A 22,192-nucleotide genomic window follows, 5' to 3' on the forward strand; every position below is an offset into this window, starting at 1 on the left:
GGTTCGGGTTTCGAATAAAAAATCAGTTTTATTTCATCTGATCTCAGGGAAGGGAATAGGATGACAAGTTCCATCAGTCAAATTGGAAACACGTTTTTGCCGGGAATTCCACCGGTAGGTCTGAATGAGAATTCCACGGGGGGCGTTAGCGGTGGGCTTTCTTTCAAGGACATGATGCTGCAGTCGCTTGATAATGTCAATCAGTTGCAGGTTCAATCGGATCAGGCGATCGAAGGTGGATTGTTAGGTGAAGACATTACGCAGGCAGAGGTGTTTTCTTCTATTAAGAAGGCCGATCTGGCACTTCGGATGATGGTTCAGATGCGAAATAAACTACTGGAAGCCTATAACGAAATTCAGAATATGCAGTTATAAGGCTACCACGAGCCAGCACGTTACTTCACCATTTTGACACGGACTCGTCGATTGGTCACCCGGTATGGATACTATCAAAAAAATCTATCAGCAGTTTACAGACTTGTTTCAGTCGATGTCAGGCAGTCAGCGCGCGATCCTGTTGACGGTGCCTGCCTTGATGATGCTGGCATTTGCCTTTCTCTTTTTCCGGGAAAGCAACTCCAGCTACGTCTCGCTCTCGTTGGGTAAAGATTTTACGACGCAGGAAGTGATTCACGCTGAGGAAGTTCTCCTCCGAGCAGGTCTGACTGATTTCACGCGTAAAGGTCAGCGGATCATGGTTCCGCAGACAGAAGTCCCCCGGTATAACGCGGCTCTGATTGAAGGGGGCGGTTTGCCGACCGACTGGGCTTCGGAATGGCAGGAACAGTTTGAAAAATCGAGTATGTTCGTCAGCAAGGATCAACTGCAGGTGATGCGGGATATTGCACTGGGAAACCAGCTACGTAGGATGATTCGGGCGATTCCTTCGATTGAAGATGCCAGTGTGATGTGGGCGCGTTCGAAGAAGCGTTTGCGCTGGAATAATACGACTCCGGAAGTCACTGCGACGGTGATGGTCCAACCGCGTCCGGGGAGAGAGATGTCCCCGACTTTGATCACCAGCCTGCGGGCAGCGGTCGCGACGATGGTCCCCGATTTATCGGCGGAATCGGTGACTGTGTTTGATCAGTCAACGGGAACCTCTTATACGGCTGATGATAAAAACGATGCATTTGACGGGAAATTCATCAGCTGGGTAAATAAACACACGAAGAATTATCAGGATAAGATTCATGATTCACTGTCGTATATTCCTGATGTGATTGTGAACGTGAATGTCGATGTAGAAAATCTGAAACGTTATGTAGAACGTAAGCAGGAAATCAATAAGGATGGAACCGTCACATTGCAGTCCAAAGAGCAATCCAGTGAGCGGAAAATTGTAGAGAAGCCTGTACGGGCAGAACCGGGAGCACGATCGAATCAACCGAATTCTCTGTCAGTGGCGCGTGGCAATGAAAAAGATGAAAAGGTGACGGAAACCAATAATCAAACGACGTCCGCACCCTCCTTCACCTGGACAGAAAAAGAGTTTGTGGCCGCCATGCCCAGTACGGTGCAAGTTTCGATTTCGATTCCGGAAGACTATTATGCTGCCGTTGCTGAGAAACGTGGCATTCAGAAAGGGGAAGCCGATGCGGACATTGCCGCTTTTAAACAAGCGACTGATGCCATCAAGCTGGAAGTGGAAACGAGCATCCAGAAACATATTCAGAAACTGATTCCCTCACAATCAGCTACCGATGCGGTGAGTGTAGCCTCTTATGTGCGGGTCGATCAAAATGTGCCTGAAGTCGCTTTACCGCTGACCGAAAGTGTTGGTGAATTTGTCAGTCAGTGGGGAAGTACCCTTGGTCTTGGACTGTTTGCCATCTGGGCATTATGGATGCTCAATAAAAGCATGCCTCAAATGGAGGAAGTTGAGACAGAGGCGATTGTCCCTCCAATGGACCGGTCAGCGTCTGCGTCATCAGATGAAGAAGAAGAGAAACCGAAGAGTACACCGACACAACGCGATGAAGTTCAACTTCTCGTTCGCGATAACCCTGAAGTGGCAGCGATGGTATTGAGTAAGTGGATTCACTCGAAATCGTAACCGGGATGTGTCTTCAAAACTCGCTAATGTAAATTATTTGGACTGTGGGCAGAAATATGGATGAACTGCAAAAAGCTGCGATTTTGTTATTGAGCCTGGATAAGGCACTGGCTGCAGAAGTGCTCAGTTTGATGTCGAAAGAAGATGTCGAAAAAGTGACAATGATGATTGCCCGCATGCAAGACGTTTCGAAAGAGCAGCAAGCCAGCGTATTAAATGAATTTACAGCGCTGCGTGGCGAACAGACTACGATGGAACGGGGCGGGTTGGATGCCGTCAATGAGCTGCTGGAACAGTCACTGGGGAAAGAAGGCGCGGGCTCGATTCTGGATAGTATTAACCAGACGATGAATTCGGTGCCGTTTGGTTTTTTGCAGAAATCCGGAGCGAACAATCTGCTGACATTTATTATCGAAGAACATCCCCAGACGATCGCCATGATTATGTCGCATTTACCGAGTAACATGGCAGCCGAAGTGCTGGCCGGTCTGCCGTCCAACAAGCAGATGGATGTGATTAAACGCATTGCCAATATGGAGCAAACCAGTCCGGAAGTGATCAGGGATGTGGAAAAGAGCCTTGAGCACCGCATGAAAAATACGTTCAGCCAGGGAATGGAAAAAGCCGGGGGTGTGGAACTGGTTGCAGAAATTCTGAACGTAACGGACCGGATGACAAACAAAGGGATTCTGGAAAGTATGGACCAGGATACCCCCGATCTGGCTGATGAAATTCGGCGTTTGATGTTTGTCTTTGATGATCTGGTAAAACTGGATGGTAAGGCGATCCAGGCTCTGCTGAAAGAAGTGGACAATAATCAGTGGGCAGTGGCACTTAAAGGTGCTTCTGAAGAAATCAAACAGAAAGTTCTCAGCAATCTGTCACAACGGGCTGCTGATATGCTACGCGAAGAAATGGAATATCTGGGACCAATCAAGGTCAGTGATGTTGAAGCAGTTCAGCAGCAGATTGTTGACAGCGTTAGACGACTGGAAGATGCCGGCGAAATTGAGGTGGCAGCCGGTAATGAAAGTGAGCAGTACATTACCTGATTTCCAGCACACAGATTTTTATCCGTCAAAGCGAATCATTCTCACTCCTTGAAATTCAGAATAGAAATAAAGTCAGCAGCATGGCAGAACTGGAACCAGTCAAATTGTTAAAGGCAGACGCATTTCGAGCGCTGGGTTCGAAAATTGCCTACAATTTCAAGGACATGGAAAAACGCTGTGAAGATTATCTTCAGAATGTACGTAATCAGACGCGGCAAATGCTGATTGATGCGCAACAGGAAGCGGAGCAGATTAAACGGGATGCATTTGTAGCCGGTAAACAGGAAGGGCATGCGGAAGCCCAGCATGAATTAGAGGCAATCATTCAGACGCGATCACAAGAGAGTGCGAATCGCATTGTCGAAGAAAAACTGGGTGCGATTTATCCGGCATTGCAGGCAGCCGTTGAGGGATTGCAGCGTGAGCAGATTCACTGGCGTCAAACCTGGGATGCGACGGCAATCGAAATCTGCCTGAGTATTGCGGAGAAAATGATCCGTCATGAAATCAAGGCTCACCCTGAATCAGTTCGTGCGATGATGAGCGAAGCACTCAAGCTGGCATCAGGGACGCAGCATATCCGATTTCATTTGAATCCGGCTGATGTCGCGCATCTTGGTGAAAGCACGAAGCAGTTTGTCACTAATCTGACGGGCTGTCAAACTTGTGAAATTATTGAAGACGAATCAATTTCTTCCGGAGGCTGTTTTATTGAAACGCAGCATGGAACGATTGACGCCACACTGGAAGCACAACTAGATCGCATTTCCCAGGAACTTGTGATCCAGACTCAGGATTAATTTCGTTCGATGTTTGATGTTTCTCAACAGATAAAACAGATTCTGCCATTTCGGTTGACAGGCCGAGTGACCCGGGTGGTTGGTTTGACCGCATCTGTCTCCGGGTTTCCAGCCCCCTTGGGGGCGGTCTGTGCGATTGACCGCGAGAACGGACAATCGATTGAAGCAGAAGTTGTGGGTTTTCAAGATGAAGAAACATTATTACTGCCTTATGAAGACTTAACGGGTATACGTCGTGGAGACCGTGTTTCTTTGATTCAATCGGTGCCTGCGGTTGCTGTAGGTGAAGGAATTCTGGGCAGAGTTCTGGATGGTCGAGGGCGCTGTATCGATGGTAAAAATCAGGCGATGTTATCACATCGTGCCAATCTGAAAGCCAAGCCGATTTCTCCATTGAATCGTCCACGCATCGATGCGCCATTGAGTACAGGAATCAGAACTATTGATGGCTTGCTGACATGTGGTAAAGGTCAGCGACTCGGAATTTTTGCCGGGAGTGGTGTCGGTAAAAGTACCTTGATGGGACAAATGGCCCGCCAGAGTTCTGCCGATGTGAATGTCGTTTGTCTGGTGGGGGAACGAGGCCGCGAAGTACGTGAATTTCTGGATCGGGATTTAGGACCGGAAGGATTAGCACGGAGCGTGGTGATTGTTGCGACCAGCGATGAACCCGCGTTAATTCGACTCCGTGCAGCGCATCTGGCCACAGCCGTTTCCGAGTTCTTTCGTGACAGCGGGAAAGATGTATTACTGATGATGGACAGCGTCACCCGTTATGCGTTAGCGCAGCGCGAAATTGGATTGGCGGCAGGTGAACCCCCGGCAACCAGGGGATATCCTCCTAGCGTCTTTTCCCTCCTGCCGAAATTATTAGAGCGGAGTGGTCGCACTGAATCAGGGAGTATTACCGGTTTCTATACGGTTCTCGTTGAAGCAGATGACGCGAACGAGCCGATTTCAGATACAGTGCGAGGAATTTTGGATGGGCATATCATGTTGTCCCGAAAACTCGCCCATGAGTCGCATTGGCCTGCGATTGATGTTTTGCAGAGTATCAGTCGTTCGATGAATGATATTACCAGCCCCGAGCATCAACAATCAGCGGCAGAGTTAAAGAAACTGATGGCCGCCTATCAGCAATCGGAAGATTTGATTTCGATTGGTGCTTATCAGGCGGGTTCGAATTCGGAAGTTGACCTCGCGATTAAGCTAAGACCTTTGTGGAATGATTATCTGAAACAGGGGAATACGGAAAATTCCAATTTTGAAGAGGCAGCCAGCGGTCTTCAAACGTTGCTAAACCGGATGCAGCAACTCAAGCCGATGAAGAGCGATAACGCGCAGCAGAATATACCGCCAGGGCAGGAAGTTGAAGCAGCCGGTAGCGCTTCTTGAACCGCAGATGTTTATGTTGATTTTTGTTGATTGATTCATGGGAAACTGATCGCAGATGAAAAAGTTCGAGTTTCAATTTGAATCTGTACTCAAAATGCGACGTCATAAGCGCAGCTTATGCCGTCAGTTGTTGGGAGAGATTCTACAGACGGATCAACGATTGATCGAACAGCGATTGCAGCTGGAGCAACTTCGTCAGGAGCAGTTCCAGGAAATTCGTTTAAGGCAATCTGCAGGTGTTGTGGATATTGATGGGGCAACCAGTCTGCGGTTTTATGCAGGACAGTTACAGTCCCAGATTCAGAATGTAATTGCGAATCGGAAAATTATCGAGAAACAGATCATTGCCTGCAGGCAGGCGCTGGCGCGAGCTGAGCAGGATGTCAAAGCGATGGAAAAACTGTCTGACAAACACCGCGATGAGTTTCTCTATGCGCAAAACAGGAAAGAAGAAATGGAGCTTGAAGAAACCTGGTCTGCAACTCAGCAAATGGGGGTTGTACGATGATTCGATCTTTAGCCATTATTGTCAGCGTGTTTTGTGTGGCAACCATTATTTCCGAATTGTTGGGTCTTGGTTTCTTATGGTTTAAGGGAAATTTGAATGCGGATTCTGTTAAGGACATTCGCATGATCATATCAGGGCAGTCTCTGGATGATGTCGAGCTGGTTGAAGTAGAACCGACAGGACCCTCTCGGGATGATCTGGTTCTGAACCGTGCCACGCGCATTTTAGAGTTGGCAGCGCGTGAAGATGAAATTGATATGTTAAAAAGCTCGATTACGCAGTCGTCTGATTTGCTGAAAAAAGACCGTCTGGCTTTTGAGCAGGCAAAGCAAGAGTTTGAGGAAGAACTGGAAGTTCTGAAAGAACAGAGTCAGAGTGACGCAACCAAAAAGACTCAGAGCGTACTCGTTGCGTTACCTCCTACAGATGCCGTGCAGTATTTAATGCAGCTTTCCATTGAGGAAAATATTGAAATCCTCAAAGGTATGGAGGGCAAGTTTATTGCCAAGCTCTTGAAGGAGTTTCTGGTCGCTGCCGACCCACTGGTCATCAAACGGGGGAAAGAGATCTTCAAGAAGATGTCCCAGGATGAGCCATTCCGTAGCTTCTCTGATGAAACAATAGATCAGTTGTCGGAAAACAGATGAGGCTTTCCACGTACGCCTAATATGATTTTTCGGCAAAAATCATCTATTTTACGCATTCTTACGTCATGTCTCAGTGACGATTCTGACGAATATGATACTGGTAAAACAGTTGAAACTGCAGTGTACTCGACTGCGCTGTTTTATCTGAGAGCGCAAGGCGATTGTGTTCGGGTTCATATTTTCAACTGAGGTACTGAGAAATGTCTGATTCTCGCAAAATATCCCTGCTCGACCTGCAAGCACCGGATCTGAGTCAATACGGCAAAACAAATCGTGACCTGAATCGAGGAGCAACGCGTAGTACAGATTCCAGTTATCGTAAGCAGTTAAGTGAATCTCTCTCTAAGAAACAAACAACTACTTCGACTGAGAAAGCTCAGGAACGCGAATCCAGATCCGCTGATTTGAAATCGGATCAGAGCCGAACGGGAAGCAAAAATACAGAATCCCGTTCCACTACCGAGCCCCGAGACGATCAGGCACCAGTCGAAAATCAGCAGCGCGAGGGAACCAGGTCTGCTTCTGAAAAATCAAAGATTGGAAACTCAGGACCAGAGAAGGTAACGACTGATCAGGAGCAGGATCTTCAGGGTAATTCTGAAACGATTGAAACGACAGAAGAAGTTATCAATCCACAGCCGGCAGCCAATCTTCCGACAAAAGAGAAGGAGCAGACTTACTCGCTGTTTAATACCTCCTTTGCCGTTCAGAATGAAGCAGCCTTTGATCAAGAGGTCACTACTGCTGACAGCGAAATTCTCCCTCCTGCTAATTTTCAGTTGGTCGATGATCAGAACCTGGTGAATTTACAGACAGACGTGACGGATACCGGTTTGAGTGAACCGATTCCCATTCCGGACGGGTTAGCGGATCAGTTAAAGAAACAAGTCGTTGAGACATCTCAAACCGAGTCTGGTCAGGAAATCACAGCAGTTGATGTATCAAACCTCAACCCGGAGTTGAATGCCGCCAATCAACCTGATGAAACACCGACCGAACAAATCGAAGGTGAAAAACAACTGTCTGATGCAGAACTAAAATTGCAATTGGAAAAAATATCCGATCTGGAGATTTCAGATGAACTAAAACAGGCGATTGAGGAGTATCAGGCGAAGAATTCTGACAACGGGGCAGGGAGCACTGATGAGAATGAAGTTGATATTCAGGCTTTGATCCAACAGCGGTACCAGCGTTCCCGGAATGAAGAACAGACGGAATCTGATTCTGATGAAGCCAATCAGGGAGAGATTCCATTAGACCATGATTCCCTTCAACAGGTTTCGGATACGGTAATCGAACAATTACAGCAAGAGCCGGAATCGGAGCAGCCCGATATTACTGAAATTGTGAAAGAATCGAGTGCCCGGGAAGCGGAGCGGGCAAAACAGACCGATCAACAGAATGAAGAAGTGACTCAGACCGTGGTCAATCCGGGGCTGAAACCAGCTTCCGAGACACTGAGCCAGATCCAAACCGAATCGACAAAAACAGCTCCTGTTTCCCAGGATAACAGTACCATAGATCAGGATCAGACGCTTTCTCAGTCGACAGGAACCCCTCTGTCATCTCAAACAACGGGGACACAGTCGACGACACCAGTAGGGCCTCCAGTCGATGTCAAACAGGTAGAGCAACTCGTTGAACGGATTGTTGGTGCGGTGCGACAATCACAATCCACAGGGCAGCAGCTGAAAATTCGTTTGAGCCCGCCTGAATTGGGGACATTGCAGATTGAAGTCTCATTAAAAAATGGTGAGTACACGGCGAAACTGGAAGTGCAAAACAGACACGCGCAAAAAGTGATCAATGATAACATCGCGCAGTTGAAAGAAGCATTGACCAAGACCGGCGTTTCACTCGATCGGATTGACGTACATATTAACACAGATTCCACAGAAGATCAGCGATCATCCCATTCTGACGCACAAACTCAGTCAGGGGGAGATTTTGAATCAAACCAGTTCTCTGAAAATGAGGGCGGTTCTGAAGAGAGACAGCAAGAGCCGGGCTTTGCCGAAGAGACTTTCAGGCAAGATGATGTTGCCGACGAGAATAGCCCCAAGGTGAGTCGCTCCCAGGGAATTGTGACAGAAAATGTAGAAGAAATTGACGTCCAAATTTAAGTCTGTTTTACAGGAATAAAGGAGTGCCAGGATGCCCGTAGATGGAATTAGTGGCAGTAGTAATGCTAACTCTGTCAATGTAGTAGAGGCAGATAAAGTCGGCTTTAATGGTTTGACAGCCGAGACATTCATGAAGCTTTTAATTACCGAGCTGCAAAATCAGGATCCGACTGAGCCGCTGGGGAATGAACAGCTGCTGGCTCAGTTATCGAGTATGCGTGAGTTGCAATCGAATATTGAGTTGTCCGATACTCTCAAGGAAATCACCACAGGTCAGTCTTTAACCCAAGCCGCCGGGCTGATTGGTAAAGAAATTGAAGGCCAGGACGGCGAACAGGCACCTGTTGCCGGAGTCGTTGACCGTGCGTTTGTCCGGGAAGGGAAAGCCTATGTGGGAGTTGGTGCGTATGAGCTTCCCGTCTCCGCGATCTCAAACGTTCAATCGCCCGTAAGTGCTGCGTAAATAAATTCTTACGGCTGGATTTGTAGAGAAGGCGAACGAATCAGAATCAAAAATTACCAAAAAATGAAACATGATTTTGGATTGTTTAGACGATACAGAAAGTAAAGCTGTAGCACAGTGTTGACTGATGCTGCGCGAATAGAACCAAAGGATTCGGTTTTTAACCTGGTTGATTCAACCGAGGAGTAGTCATGGGATTGACGTCTGCATTAAATACATCGTTGGGTGGTTTGGCCCTGAATGAAACAAGTATCGATGTGCTGGGTAATAATATTGCCAACGCCGGGACGAACGGATTTAAAGCATCCAATGTTCTCTTTACCACTCAGTTATCGCGAACGTTGAGTGTGGGTTCACGACCGACCTCAAGCAACGGTGGTACGAACCCACGTCAAATTGGTTTAGGTGCTCTGAGTGCTTCGATTCGAAAAGACTTTACGCAGGGAAGTGTGACGAACAGTACCAGTCCTTCCGACCTCGCGATTCAGGGCGAGGGATTTTTCATTCTTGACAGTCCCGATGGTCAGGTTTATTCGCGAAATGGTAACTTTGAACTGAACAGTCAGAGTCTGTTGACGAACCAGAGTGGTTTTAAGGTTCAGGGGTATGGAGTTGACGAAGACTTTAATCTGGTGACCACCACTCTGACCGATATTGAAGTGCCTTTAGGGGATTTGAACGTTGCTCAGGCGACGAAAAACGTCGAAATTGGTGGTGCTTTGTTACCGACGGGAACCCTGGGGACGTTAGGTTCTGTGCTGACATCACCGGCCTTAACCGATGCCGGTAACGCCAACGCGGCAATCACTGGAGCCACATTGTTGACCGATGTTGAGGAGACAATCGGGACTCCGTTATTCACGCTTGGTGAGACATTATCCTTCACTCCCAGCAAAGGGGGGCGTTCGCTTGATCCTTTGACTTTGGTTGTTGGTGCAGGCACAACGGCTGCTGATTTAGCAACCTTTCTCGATCAAACATTGGGGATTCAGAATGGGGGGGGAATTCCGAACGATGGAGGAACGGGAGGCCAGCCTGGCGTGACGATTACCGGTGGTGGAGAATTTCAGATTGTTGGTAACAGCGGTACCGTGAATGATATTTCGATTACAATTGGTAATTTGACTTCGAATGGTGCCACTGTTCCCATCTCTTTTACAAAATCGCAACAGGCGAATGGCGAAAGCGCGATTACGGACTTTGTGATTTTTGACTCTCTGGGTGAACCTGTGACGATGAAGATGACCAGCGTACTGGAGTCACGCACATCGAATAATACAGTATTCCGCTACTTCCTGGAGAGTGCCGACGATGATGATGGTGACATCGCAGTCTCGAACGGAACCATTACTTTTGACAGTAAAGGGGTGGTGACCAACTACACACCCAATACCTTTGCTGTAAGTCGGGTTTCGTCGGCTGCCGATGAAATGGACGTGACCATCGACTTGTCGAACATTTCGGGTATTTCCTCCCAATCTGCCGGTAGTACATTAAAACTGACTCTGCAGGATGGTTCTGACCCGGGGACCTTGTCCAGTTTCGTGATTGACGAAACGGGAATTATCAACGGCGTGTTTGATAACGGTATCATTCGTACGCTGGGGCAGGTCACGTTGGCTCGTTTTGCAAACCCCCAGGGTTTGCTGGAATCGGGGAATTCAGCCTTCCAGGAAGGGGTCAGTTCTGGTCCTCCGTTCCTCGTGACACCTGGAAACTTTGGTGCTGGTACGATTCGTGCCGGTTCTGTTGAGCTGTCCAATACCGACGTCGGTCGAAATCTGGTCGATCTGATTGTAGCCTCGACGAATTATCGAGGAAACGCACGTGTCATCAGTTCGGTGCAGCAGTTGGTAGACGAGCTTCTTGTTCTGGGACGATAGTGAGACCTGAATGAAGAGTTTATGTCAGCGAAGCTATGATGCGGCTGTGTTAGGGAGAATGGCAGCATGATCAAATTGACCAGACTGAACGGTGAAGAGTTTGTCATCAATGCCGCGTTGATTCAGTGCATTGAAAGCAGGCCCGATACCTTTATCACGTTGACTTCAGAGGATCGTTTGATCGTCAAGGAAAGCGTGGAAGAAGTTGTCAAACGGTCGATTGCCTACTCGCGGGCGATTCGTCTTGTACCTGGTCTTTCCTGATCGGTTTCATGAAGAATGAGCGAGTTTAAATTGTGATTTTGAGGGTCAGTGGCTGTTAGCGGTTTGCAGTTTTAGCGTAGTCAGCAGTCAGCATTCAGCAGGAACATTTGCAGAAATGGATAAGGCAACAGCCGGTGGACTAGTCGCAGGGGTCGCATTGCTTTTGCTGGCGATCGCCATTGCGCCAGGTTCGAGTTTCACCGCCTTTATCGACATTCCTTCTGCTGCAGTTGTGGTAGGGGGGGCGATTGCCGCCAGTTTTATCGCATTCCCCGGGGCTGCAATGTTATTGTTTCCTAAGGTGGTGAAGAAAGTCTTCTTTCCCAATCAGCAGGATATGGCACCTGTGATTTCACAAATTGTGGAATTTGCAGAAATTGCCCGCCGGGATGGTATTTTAGCATTGGAAGCCAAAACAGAAGAGATTCAGGACCCCTTCATTCTGCTGGGCGTCCAGATGGCCGTCGATGGTACTGATGTGGATTTGATGGAGCAAATCTTACGAACCGAGATGGAGGCGGTGGCGGGCAGACATAAAAACGGGAAATCTCTGATGGATACCGTAGGTCGTTATGCACCTGCGTTTGGAATGATCGGTACCCTGATGGGCTTGATCATCATGTTGGGCAACATGGACGACCCGGAAGCGATTGGCCCTGGTATGGCGGTTGCATTGATTACGACCTTGTATGGTGCGATTGTGTCTAACCTGTTTTTTCTACCGTTTGCAGATAAGCTGGCCTATTACAGCAAACAGGAGTTTCAAGTCCGGGAAGTGATCATTAAAGGTTTGATCGCGATTCAGGAAGGCGATAATCCGCGCGTGATTGAGCAGAAACTCAATACTTTTCTGCCTCAGGATCAGCGGGTTGGAAAAGACAGTCAGGCAGCCTGATGCGATTTCACTGGTGTTGCTTTACCTGTATGAATTCAAGTTACAGTCACGGTTTCAGTCAGTGAACCCATTCAAGGAAGATTTAACAGGAGTGTTCTCAGATGGCAATGCCGGAAGATGATGGACCTCCAGGCGTACCGGAATGGGTTGTCACCTATGGTGATATGATGTCGTTGTTGCTGACATTCTTCATCATGCTGGTGTCAATGAGTGAAATCCGGAATGATGAAGGAAGCGTACGCGCCATGTTAGACTCATTGCGCGAGCGTTTTGGTACTCATCAGGGAACAGCTGCCGTTCCCGGAAAATCTTTGGACGCCACCAGCAATCAGAGTAAGCCTGCTTCGAAAGGGACCAGCTCTGATGGGGGTACCAAAACCGGAAAAGAGAAATCATCCGGTGGTGGTGGGGCGAATAAAACGGTCGAGCGAATCAATACGGGGACCGAAGTGACTCTGGGGGGGGCTGCTAGTTTCGGTCGGTTTTCTGCCGAGTTAACGCCTGAAATCAAATCGAAGCTGAATATCATTGCTGAAGTTCTTCTGCCTACCCCCAATCGGCTCGTGGTGCGTGGACATGCCTCCCCGGAACCTCTCCCAAAGGACTCAAAGTTTCAGGATTCACAAGAACTTTCTTTTTATCGCGCTAAAAATGTAGCCGAGTATCTGGAATCCAAGGGAATTGCGCCAACTAGACTGATTGTCAGTTCAGTAGGTGATGCGGAACCACGGACCATCACGCGCAATCCTAAAGAGCAATACTTAAATCGTCGGGTTGACGTATTTTTGATTGATGCGTATATAGTCTCTCCACAGACAGGCGATCGTTAAGTAGAAACGGTCAATTTCGCCTGATCGAGCGTATTGATAGATTCACTCGGTTTTTTTCGCTGTGCCTGTTGAACCGAATGTCCGCTGAAGGCGGTACATCAGAAAGACAAGGGATTTGTCTTGGCTCAATAACAGGGTGCGAGAGTTCAAGGAGGAGACTCGTGGCAACTGACACCGAAACAAATGAAGCTGGTGTCGATCCGGATGCAGAAACAGCGGCTGAAGAGACAGCAGCCCCTGGTGGACACTCAAAAGCAAAGCTCTTGAAGGTCGGCGGACTGCTATTGCTGGTTATCATGCTTCAGATAGGCATTTCCTATTGGTTGTTGGCACCATCGGGTCCACCAGAAGAAGTTCCCGCTGAGCTTGTTCCAGAGAGCACGAACGAGACGTCGGAAGTTCCCATTGAAAACTTCAGTGTCACGAATAATATCGCTGAGCCGGGGGCCACGATTCATGTGACATTCAACCTGGTGGCGCTGGTTGAGCAGGGCTCAGCAGCAGATTTTGAGTCGATGGTCAAGGAGCAGAGTAAAGCGCGCGTCAAGCAGGCTGTGATCGAAGTCGTTCGAAAATCGAGCTTGAGCGACTTGAATGATCCCCAGTTAGGTACGATGAAACGCATGATGAAAGAGGCCATTAACAAAGTTCTCAAGAAAAGTTATGTAGTGGAAACCGTGATCAGTGAGTATCGAACCCTGACGCAATGATGTGTGAATAACATAACAGGATACAACCGTGGCTGATGAGAATGATGATCTTCTGGATCCCTCAGAAATAGAAAAGCTGTTAAATGCGCAGGGATCCGATGCGCCCGCAGAACCTGCTCCGGAGAAGGAAGCAGCGAAAGATGAGACCGGGGGAGCAGACGATCTTCTGGACTCTTCCGATATCGAAAAATTATTGCAAGGTGCCGGTAACGATCCCGGTGGGGATAGTGCAGCCGCGGACGCAAGCCCTGTTGTCAAAAATGATGATATCGACGCGTTGTTCAGTCAACATTCAGCCCCCGGAGACGATCAATCGGGTATGCCCATTTCTTCGCATGAAGAGACGGAGGCATTACTCAACCAGGCAGAAGCAAATCTGGCAGCGGCGATTTCTCCCAACCTGGGGCCCGGCAGCGGTATTCCGGGGGACCTGGGAGGGACGAAAGCGTTTGAGTTTCCCAATTTTGAATCGATGGCCAGTACTCCCGAAGAAGCAATGGCACTCTCTTCATTGCAAAATGTAGAGCTGGATTTATGCATTGAATTGGGAAGAACAGAGTTGCTGATTGAAGAAGTTTTAAAAATGAAAGAAGGGGTTGTCGTCCCCTTAGATAAATTAGCAGGTGATCCAGTGGATATTCTGGTGAATGGCCGGATCATTGCGCGGGGGGAAGTCCTGGTGCTGAATGACAATTTCTGTGTACGAGTTGCCGAGATTATTTCCCCAGAGCTTTAAAGCCTGTTCAGGAAAACAGATTCTTCTGCATCTCAAAATGATTGACGGCGTAAAGGATTCAATGATTCGTCTTTTGTATCTATCATTTCTCACTCTGATTTGTAGTCTGGCTTGCGTTACAAATGCGATGTCAGCAGATGGGAATCCTGCGTTTCGAAATTCAGGCTTGTCTCATTCACGAGGGAGCTCGAATGAATTCAATGACTTTTCTCAACGGACACAGCACAATTTCCAGCAGGGGGCACAGAGGCCGGCTGGGGAGACTCGTTCCAGCCATTTGGTACAGCGCACAAAACCAGTGACCATGCAGGGGACGCAACACAATCCACTGGCTGGCAGAAAAAAGAGTGTGCCTTCCAACCCGATTACCCCCCTCGACCCTCAAAAGCAGTCCAGCCAAAGTAAAACGAATCAGAGCAGCACACGCGCGGCTCCTTCGATCTGGGGAACTCTGGGAGCTTTGCTGGTCGTGATTTCGATTATTCTGGTGTCTGCGAAGTTGTTTAAAAAACATCATCCTCTGGCTTCTGCGAATCTGCCGCGTGAAGTGATGGAAGTATTGGGAAAGAAGCCTCTGGATGCACGTCAGACAATTCATTTTGTGCGCTGTGGTTCGCGAATTCTGATTTTGGGATCTTCTCCCGCTGGTCTGGAAATGCTCAGTGAGGTTCAGGATCCCGTTGAGGTGGATCTGATCACGGGGATGTGCCGGGAACGGGCTCAGTCTGCTCGATCCAACTCCACATTTTTAAACCTGTTTCAGTCGGCTCAAGCTAAGACAGAACAGAACGAGCGTAATCCTGCTGAAAGTCGATTCCCTCAGTCAGTCAAGACACAACCCGACCAGCCTGTTCGAGAATCCGAGCAGGAAGACTTTGCAGATTATGATTCCGCTGTGACTCGCCTGCAGCAGAAGTTGATGCATTCGTCCCGACAATCTTTGAATGAAGATGTGGAGTCAGGACATGCATAAGCAGCGGGAGTGGCAAGAACGGACTGCCGGTTGTGCTTTTCCCTTTGGGAAGCAGGCGATCCTGCTTGTGGTGTGTCTAATGTCATTGGCTGGGGGGCCTCGCGTGGTTCAGGCACAGCCCCCTGTGACGAATCAGGCTCTGTCGAATCAAAGTATTGCCAATCAGAATCCTCAGGTCGCTCAGCAGCAACCCACTCAACTGGCACCAGAAAATAGTAATTCTGGCGTGCCCGAAATGTTGAATGTAGAGCAGATGACATCGCCTCAGGGGTTAAACTCCACTCTGAAGCTGTTTTTATTATTGACCGTTTTGAGTCTGGCGCCTTCCATCCTGATCATGACGACAAGTTTCATTCGTTTTGTGATCGTCTTCGGTTTATTGAGGCAGGCGTTAGGAACACAGCAACTGCCTCCGAATCAGGTGCTGACTTCACTCAGCCTGTTTCTGACAGTGATGGTGATGGCTCCCATTTGGGAAAAAGCCTATGAAGAAGGGATTGTGCCTTATACGCATCAGACAGAACAGGCACCAGTTTCTCTGGAAGTCGCCTTTCAGAAAACAGTGTCCCCCCTGCGGAAATTTATGAGTGATCAGATTGAGCTCACGGGAAACAGTGATACAGTCTGGATGTTTCTGGATTATCAGCAACCGCTGCCCGGTTCTCCCGGCGCAGCCGATTATCAGGCCCCCAGTGATTACGATGAAGTTCCTCTGACCGTCTTGTTGCCGGCGTACATGTTGAGCGAAGTGAAAACCGCGTTCCTGATTGGTTTTCAGTTGTATCTGCCTTTTATTGTGATCGATATGGTGATCAGCTCGATTCTGATCAGTATGGGGATGATGATGCTGCCCCCGGTTTTGATTTCCTTACCCTTTAAAATTTTGTTGTTTGTGTTAATCGATGGCTGGCTGTTAACTGTGGGCATGTTATTGGAAAGCATCAGGGCCGTTGGTTAAATACGGGCGCCCGCATTGCGCCCGGAGCATTCTTAAATACAGGTGTCAGGTATGGATAGTTCAACAGTTCTTGATCTGGGAAGAGAAGGATTACTGATCATGCTGGAAGTCAGCGGTCCGGTGATGCTGACTGCCGTTGTTGTGGGATTGGTCATCAGTATTGGTCAGGCAGTGACTCAGATTCAGGACCAGACGATCAGTTTTGTTCCTAAGATTATTATGATGGTGCTGGCAATTCTGTATACATTACCCTGGATCACTTCATTGCTCGTGGAGTACAGCACAAATCTGATTACCAATATTCCTTCCCGTCTTTGAATTTGGGAACGTCGCTGATACAGAGAACATGAGAAACCCGTGAGTGAACTTCTCGACCAATACGTCATGAATCCTTTGTTGCAGCTGGCTCCGGGACAGATTCTGCAATGGGCCATGCTGCAGTTTTATGCATTCACGTTGGTCCTGGTCCGAATCAGTGGTCTGATGATTATTGGACCGGTCTTTGGACAGCCGATCTTTCCCACGAATATTCGCGTGTTATTAATACTCACTCTGGCACTGTTGATTACACCGACGTTGCACGATCAGGTCACCGCTGGTTTTTATGAACTGGATGCGAATCAGGATCAGCGGCTCAGCCAGGAAGAAATCCCCTCACATTTGCAGGATCGTTTTGAAGCGCTGGTGCTCAGTGCCGGTCGTCAGGGGACACGCGAATTGACGGTGAATGACTACAAGTTTGTGGTCAACATGCCAGCCTCATTGCTGGATTATGTCTGGTCGATTCTGGGAGAACTTACGTTAGGTTTTGCACTGGGTCTGGGGGTCTACATTATCTTGTTAAGCCTGCAGATGGCAGGTCAGATGATTGACCAGCAGGCGGGGATGGCTTTAGGCGAGGTCTTTAATCCCGGTTTTGATATGAATGCCTCGCTCAGTGGTCAGTATCTCTATTTTATCGGGATTACGGTTTTTCTGGTCATGGAACCGGTGAACGGGCACTTGTTAATGTTGTCCTCTTTGATTGATACGTTTCAGGTCTTTCCGGTAGGGGAAGGCATCGTTTCCACGAATACGCTCGATCTGCTGCAGACATTAATGCATCAGTCGCTGGTGTTATCTATTAAAGTGGCAGCGCCGTTACTGGCGATCAGTGCGTTGATTTCCATTGCAATGGGCTATCTGGGGCACACGGTTCCGCAGATCAATGTACTGGTGATTGGATTTCCGATTCGTGCCATGATCAGCCTGCTTGTGTTGATGTTTACATTGTCGGGAGCGGCAGACATTGTGGTGGAATCGATTCCGTCGGCCATTGACCAGTTGAGTCGCAGTGCAGTGATGTAAGCTAGAAAATGGTTTGAGACCAGAGCCCTATGGCAGAAAATGACAGTGGAGAAAAAACCGAACAGCCCACCGATCGCCGGCGCACGGAAGCCCGCGAGAAGGGGAATATTGCGAAAAGTACGGACTTAAATGCGGCTGGTATGATGCTGGCTGCGGCCGGCGTGCTTTATTTTTTTGCAGTCAGCCTCAGCAATGAGATGAAACACTTTATGGAGGTCACACTGACCACGCCGGTCTGGCTGCAGATGGAACCTGTGAAGTTGATCGAGCGTTGTGAAGCCATCATCAAATTGTTCCTGCAGGGAACCGCGATGACGATGATTATGTTGTTTATTTCAGCGGTGCTCTTGAATATTGTCCAAGTTGGTTTTCTGATCTCGCCGGATGTGTTGCAAATCAAGTGGGAGCGGCTCAATCCGATCGAAGGAGCGAAACGGATTGTCTCAGTCCGAGGCTTAGTGAAACTGGCTGTGAGTCTGGGGAAGCTGACCATCCTGGTCTTGATCGCGACCTGGTTCAGTTATCTGGTCTTCCCTAATTTTCTGGCATTGATGGGGGCCCCTCCGGAAACAATTCTGCGTGATATTTTCAATTCCACCGTCGAACTGGGGATTCTGCTGGCTCTGGCTTTGATTGTGCTGGGGGGCGTTGATTATGCATTTCAAAAGTGGAAGCATGAAAAAGACCTGATGATGAGCAAGCAGGAGATCCGCGAAGAAATGAAATCCATGGAAGGAGATCCGCTGATTCGTCAGCGGCGGCGCGAAGCACACCGGAAACTGGCGATGTCGCAGGAACTCTCGAATGTGGAAACCGCGGATGTGGTGATTACAAACCCAACTCATATTTCGATTGCGATCAAATACGATCCGGAGTCGATGCCCGCACCAGTTGTTGTCGCCAAGGGAGCAGGCGAGATTGCGTCTCAGATTCGTAAGATTGCGAATGAACACGGGATTCCGATTATTGAACGGAAAGCGTTAGCGCGGCAGATGTACCGTGAAGTGAAAACGGGCCAGGAAATTCCCTTCGAATTATACGAAGTATTCGTGGAAATTATGGCTTACGTCTATAATCTGACCGGAAAGTCGATGCCGGATGCTTAGGCATTACTGAAAACTTGGTCTGCATCGTCAACCGAGTATCACAGTCACCGGAAACGAGGGGCTTTACAGCCACAAAATTATCTGTTTTCGTTAATTTTCAGTAACAAAAGCCCGTTTTCTCCCAGTGATCTCTGGTGTTTGATCCCATTTCACACCAAGATACTAGGTAGCAGGATCAGGTGATCGAGTTAGCGACTTTCAGGCTTGTTTAAGGGGAATGCATGCGTTGGGAACATCCGGTTCAGTTCGCATCGCAGAGTGATGTTGGCTTTCGGCGGAGGAATAATGAAGATTCCATCTCGGTCCGCATTTGCAAAGACCAGGAAAGCTGGCGAGACCATGGGCACTTCTTTCTTGTTGCCGATGGAATGGGGGGGCACGCCGTTGGTGAACTGGCGAGCAAGATAGCCTCAGAGACCGTGCCGCATACGTTTTTTAAAAATAAACCCGGGCCTGTTGCGAAATCATTGAAGTCGGCCATTGAGGTGGCGAATCAGGCAATCAATGAGCGGGGCATGGCCAATCGTGAGTTCATGCGCATGGGCACGACTTGCAGTTCACTCTGTCTTTGTTCAGAGGGAGCGGTCATTGGTCATGTGGGGGATAGTCGAGTTTACCGGATTCGTGAAAACCGTATCGATCAATTGACATTCGACCATAGCCTGCAGTGGGAACTGATCCGTCAGGGGCGTATGCGACCTGAAGAGGTTTATCTGAATGAGCCCCGGAATGTGATTACCCGTTCTTTAGGTCCCGAACCGGTCGTGAAGGTCGATATCGAAGGCCCTTATCCGGTGATGGAGGGCGACTGCTACGTCTTGTGCAGCGATGGATTGACAAGCCATCTGAAAGACGAAGAAATCGGAATGATCGCCAAGTATCTGGAGCCCAGTGATGCCTGTCGGTTGATGATCAATCTGGCCAATTTGAGAGGAGGCTCAGATAATATCTCGGTGATTGTGGTCCAGGTGGGAGAGTTACCCGATGGAAATCTTTCACAGGAGCGACCGCCAGAACGCGAGCCCGACCTGGAACTTGATAAAGGGTATGGAGAGTGGTTGTGGCTGGCAGGAGTCTGGGGCGCTTCACTCATGGTTGCGATTGGGATCCTGATGTGGATCTTAACAAAATTTGACAGAGGGGAATTCCTGACATTTGGTGGCATGTCCCTGTTGGTGATGCTGCTGGTGCGAAAGGTGTTTGCACAACGCGAGTCCAGCAAGCGTGAGGAGTACCTGGATAAAAATAAAACCGTGGAATGGAAACCTTACCGTTCGGAACGTTTGAAATTCAACACGGATTTTCTACAGTACCTGACGACAATGGAGTCTGAGTTGCAGCGGGCCGCGATGGAGGAAGAGTGGACGATTGAATGGTCGGCCCATAACAAGATTTACTACGAAGCCAAAGAGGAGCTGGAAAAAAAGAAATATCTGCAGGCGTTCCGGGATTTTTCCCGGGCGATTGATATCCTGATGACCGGCTTGCATTCATACCGCAAAGAGATGGTTCATCAGGCCCGCTGGAAAAAAGGGCCTCCGTCGTCATCTCAGGAAGATTGACGTGCAACTCAGGTGTGAGGCGGAAGAGAGTATCCCTCCTGGATCCGGTAGAAGTTTACTAATTTAACATTGGATTCCCGCTTCATTTCAGGTATGATCCGGCTCTGATTTCAGTGACTTTGAAGCACTTGTGACATGGAGGTCGGTGTGTTCTTTACGCAAACCATCAGGCGGAAGTTAGGTCTGGGGCTGGGAATTATAGTCTGTATGCTGATTCTACTGGCATACGGGGCTGTTTCCGGGCTGCAATCCTATGATGCGACTGTCCAGGATTTTAAATATTCCCTGAACGATTTGCCCAACCGCGATCGGATGATTGTCTCGGTTGCCGCCCTCAATGAGCCACTTCAGAAGATCAGGAATGCGCGTCCGGATTCTGCAGCCAGCGCCCATTATCAGCAGAAGTTTCAAACGCAGTTAGATGAAGTTGAGGCTGAAATTCACGGGTTTCTGCTTAAAGTCGATAAGTTACCGGACCCGGCTTTGGGGACCTGGAAAGGATTTGTAAAGTCACAACTCAGTGAACATAGTGCGAGCAAAACAACATGGGAGAAACTGTCTCTGATGCAGGCTCAGCTGGAGAATCCTCAAGAGCGACACGAGGTTGCTGATAAGATGATTCTGGAAGTCGCACGACTGGAAACGCTGATCATGGAAGTCCGAGATGTTCCTTCCAGTACCAAAGCCGTGTTGGACCGGGCATCAAAAGTCTATCGGTCCCGCTCAAATCTGGTCTGGGTCACTTGTGTGGTCGTTTTTATCGCGTTTGGCTGTCTGATCTGGTACGGACACCGGACCGTTCTCACGCCAATTCAGGATCTGCATGAAGGAGCCCGGATCGTGGCTCAGGGGCATTTTGATCATCAATTCAAGATCAAATCGAATGATGAGATGGCTGAGTTGGCAGAAGCTTTTAACCAAATGACGATGCGGTTCAAGGAAAAAAGAGATGAATTGAACCATAAGGTCGACGAACGCAGTAAACAGCTGGTACGATCGGAAAGGCTGGCGGGAATCGGGGTTCTGGCAGCGGGGGTGGCCCATGAAATCAATAACCCGCTGTCTGCGATTTCGATGGCGTCTGAATCGCTACAGGGGCGGATGCAGGATCTGAAGCCGCATTGCGAGGAGTCTGAGATTCAGGTGGTCGAGCAATATCTCGGCTTGATTCAGCGAGAAGCGATGCGCTGCAGGGAGATCACCTCAAAGCTGCTTGATTTTTCCCGGGGACAAAATTCCGTGCGGAGTGTGAATGATTTATCCGGCGTGATCGAAGAGGTGTGCTCCATGGTCAGTCTGATCAAACGACTCAAAGGGCGGAATATCCATTTTGAAGCAACTCAGCATTGTAACGCTGAGTGTAATCCAGCCGAAATCAAGCAGGTTGTGCTCAATATTATGACCAATGCACTCGAATCGATGGAGGTGGGGGGGAATCTGGAAATCCAGGTGCGAGAAAATGTGGATTCGGTGACTCTGATTTTCAAAGATGACGGGTGCGGGATGACCCAGGAAGTGAAGGAAGGGTTATTCGATCCTTTCTTTACACAACGCGCCGATGGCACGGGGACTGGTCTGGGGATGTCGATTACACACCGGATCATTAAGGATCATGGCGGAGAGATCGAAGTGGAGAGCGAAGGGCCAGGGAAGGGGAGTACAATTTTTGTCGAACTGCCCAAAAAAACAAAGTCACAAAGCAAGGCCGCATAAAAAGTTAAGTAAATTTATTGGAATCTGACTTTCTGCAATTCTCCGATTGCCACGATTTTGAAAATCTGATATCAATCGTCTCTCCCCACGAATGATTCACATAAAGTTAACGATGCAGGAGAAAATGGATGTTCTCTGTACAGCACATTGCCTTGAAAATTCCCCTTCCTT

At 48.6% G+C, this 22,192-nt stretch carries 22 protein-coding genes; all 22 read left to right on the forward strand.

Translation table 11 applies throughout. From position 1 onward, the window contains the following. The first annotated feature begins 60 nt into the window (after nucleotides 1–60). Nucleotides 61–375 carry a flagellar hook-basal body complex protein FliE gene (gene fliE / locus Pan241w_RS10310; protein ID WP_145214690.1) on the forward strand — a complete coding sequence of 105 codons (315 nt, stop codon included), beginning with the start codon at nucleotides 61–63 and terminating at the stop codon, nucleotides 373–375. 64 nt (nucleotides 376–439) lie between these two features. Then, entirely contained in the window at nucleotides 440–2,056 is a 1,617-nt protein-coding gene (locus Pan241w_RS10315) for a hypothetical protein (RefSeq protein ID WP_145214693.1), read from the forward strand. A 56-nt stretch (nucleotides 2,057–2,112) separates the two neighbouring features. Beyond that, a complete protein-coding gene (gene fliG / locus Pan241w_RS10320; protein ID WP_145214696.1) occupies nucleotides 2,113–3,108 on the forward strand; it encodes a flagellar motor switch protein FliG in 996 nt (331 codons plus the stop codon). A gap of 80 nt (nucleotides 3,109–3,188) precedes the next feature. Next, entirely contained in the window at nucleotides 3,189–3,908 is a 720-nt protein-coding gene (locus Pan241w_RS10325) for a FliH/SctL family protein (protein WP_145214699.1), read from the forward strand. A gap of 9 nt (nucleotides 3,909–3,917) precedes the next feature. Beyond that, complete coding sequence (locus tag Pan241w_RS10330; RefSeq protein WP_145214702.1) at nucleotides 3,918–5,303, forward strand: FliI/YscN family ATPase; 1,386 nt, start codon at nucleotides 3,918–3,920, stop codon at nucleotides 5,301–5,303. 55 nt (nucleotides 5,304–5,358) lie between these two features. Beyond that, nucleotides 5,359–5,811, forward strand: a complete 453-nt coding sequence (locus Pan241w_RS10335; RefSeq protein ID WP_145214705.1) for a flagellar export protein FliJ — start codon at nucleotides 5,359–5,361, stop codon at nucleotides 5,809–5,811. Next, the gene (locus Pan241w_RS10340) at nucleotides 5,808–6,458 is read left to right on the forward strand and encodes a hypothetical protein (protein WP_145214708.1); all 651 of its coding nucleotides are present in this window, start codon (nucleotides 5,808–5,810) and stop codon (nucleotides 6,456–6,458) included. Before Pan241w_RS10335 ends, Pan241w_RS10340 begins: the two co-directional genes overlap by 4 nt. 200 nt (nucleotides 6,459–6,658) lie before the next feature. Continuing rightward, entirely contained in the window at nucleotides 6,659–8,581 is a 1,923-nt protein-coding gene (locus Pan241w_RS10345) for a flagellar hook-length control protein FliK (protein WP_145214711.1), read from the forward strand. Between the two features lie 31 nt (nucleotides 8,582–8,612). Further along, a complete protein-coding gene (locus tag Pan241w_RS10350; protein ID WP_145214713.1) occupies nucleotides 8,613–9,044 on the forward strand; it encodes a flagellar hook assembly protein FlgD in 432 nt (143 codons plus the stop codon). Nucleotides 9,045–9,235: 191 nt separating this feature from the next. Continuing rightward, nucleotides 9,236–10,927 (forward strand): flagellar hook-basal body complex protein, encoded by a 1,692-nt coding sequence (locus Pan241w_RS10355; protein ID WP_145214716.1) that lies wholly within the window; start codon nucleotides 9,236–9,238, stop codon nucleotides 10,925–10,927. A gap of 66 nt (nucleotides 10,928–10,993) precedes the next feature. Then, nucleotides 10,994–11,191 carry a flagellar FlbD family protein gene (locus Pan241w_RS10360; protein WP_145214719.1) on the forward strand — a complete coding sequence of 66 codons (198 nt, stop codon included), beginning with the start codon at nucleotides 10,994–10,996 and terminating at the stop codon, nucleotides 11,189–11,191. A gap of 115 nt (nucleotides 11,192–11,306) precedes the next feature. After that, nucleotides 11,307–12,086, forward strand: a complete 780-nt coding sequence (locus Pan241w_RS10365) for a motility protein A (RefSeq protein WP_145214722.1) — start codon at nucleotides 11,307–11,309, stop codon at nucleotides 12,084–12,086. Nucleotides 12,087–12,187: 101 nt separating this feature from the next. After that, entirely contained in the window at nucleotides 12,188–12,916 is a 729-nt protein-coding gene (locus Pan241w_RS10370) for an OmpA/MotB family protein (RefSeq protein WP_145214724.1), read from the forward strand. Between the two features lie 161 nt (nucleotides 12,917–13,077). After that, a complete protein-coding gene (locus Pan241w_RS10375; protein ID WP_145214726.1) occupies nucleotides 13,078–13,626 on the forward strand; it encodes a hypothetical protein in 549 nt (182 codons plus the stop codon). A gap of 28 nt (nucleotides 13,627–13,654) precedes the next feature. Beyond that, nucleotides 13,655–14,362 (forward strand): flagellar motor switch protein FliN, encoded by a 708-nt coding sequence (gene fliN, locus Pan241w_RS29360; protein ID WP_198000450.1) that lies wholly within the window; start codon nucleotides 13,655–13,657, stop codon nucleotides 14,360–14,362. Nucleotides 14,363–14,528: 166 nt separating this feature from the next. Beyond that, nucleotides 14,529–15,335, forward strand: coding sequence for a FliO/MopB family protein (locus Pan241w_RS10385; RefSeq protein ID WP_198000451.1), 807 nt, complete (start codon nucleotides 14,529–14,531; stop codon nucleotides 15,333–15,335). After that, entirely contained in the window at nucleotides 15,328–16,293 is a 966-nt protein-coding gene (gene fliP / locus Pan241w_RS10390) for a flagellar type III secretion system pore protein FliP (protein ID WP_232107408.1), read from the forward strand. The genes Pan241w_RS10385 and fliP overlap by 8 nt, the downstream gene beginning before the upstream one ends. Before the next feature lie 51 nt (nucleotides 16,294–16,344). Then, nucleotides 16,345–16,611, forward strand: a complete 267-nt coding sequence (gene fliQ, locus Pan241w_RS10395) for a flagellar biosynthesis protein FliQ (RefSeq protein WP_145214730.1) — start codon at nucleotides 16,345–16,347, stop codon at nucleotides 16,609–16,611. Nucleotides 16,612–16,650: 39 nt separating this feature from the next. Continuing rightward, complete coding sequence (locus Pan241w_RS10400; protein WP_145214732.1) at nucleotides 16,651–17,640, forward strand: flagellar biosynthetic protein FliR; 990 nt, start codon at nucleotides 16,651–16,653, stop codon at nucleotides 17,638–17,640. Nucleotides 17,641–17,669: 29 nt separating this feature from the next. Beyond that, nucleotides 17,670–18,746: a flagellar biosynthesis protein FlhB gene (gene flhB / locus Pan241w_RS10405; RefSeq protein ID WP_145214734.1), complete on the forward strand. Its 1,077-nt coding sequence runs from the start codon at nucleotides 17,670–17,672 to the stop codon at nucleotides 18,744–18,746. A gap of 221 nt (nucleotides 18,747–18,967) precedes the next feature. Beyond that, nucleotides 18,968–20,308 carry a PP2C family protein-serine/threonine phosphatase gene (locus Pan241w_RS10410; RefSeq protein ID WP_145214736.1) on the forward strand — a complete coding sequence of 447 codons (1,341 nt, stop codon included), beginning with the start codon at nucleotides 18,968–18,970 and terminating at the stop codon, nucleotides 20,306–20,308. 147 nt (nucleotides 20,309–20,455) lie between these two features. Next, nucleotides 20,456–22,021, forward strand: coding sequence for a sensor histidine kinase (locus Pan241w_RS10415; RefSeq protein ID WP_198000453.1), 1,566 nt, complete (start codon nucleotides 20,456–20,458; stop codon nucleotides 22,019–22,021). Nucleotides 22,022–22,192: the final 171 nt, after the last annotated feature.

The sequence above is a fragment of the Gimesia alba genome, assembly GCF_007744675.1.
In the GTDB taxonomy this organism is placed as follows: domain Bacteria; phylum Planctomycetota; class Planctomycetia; order Planctomycetales; family Planctomycetaceae; genus Gimesia; species Gimesia alba.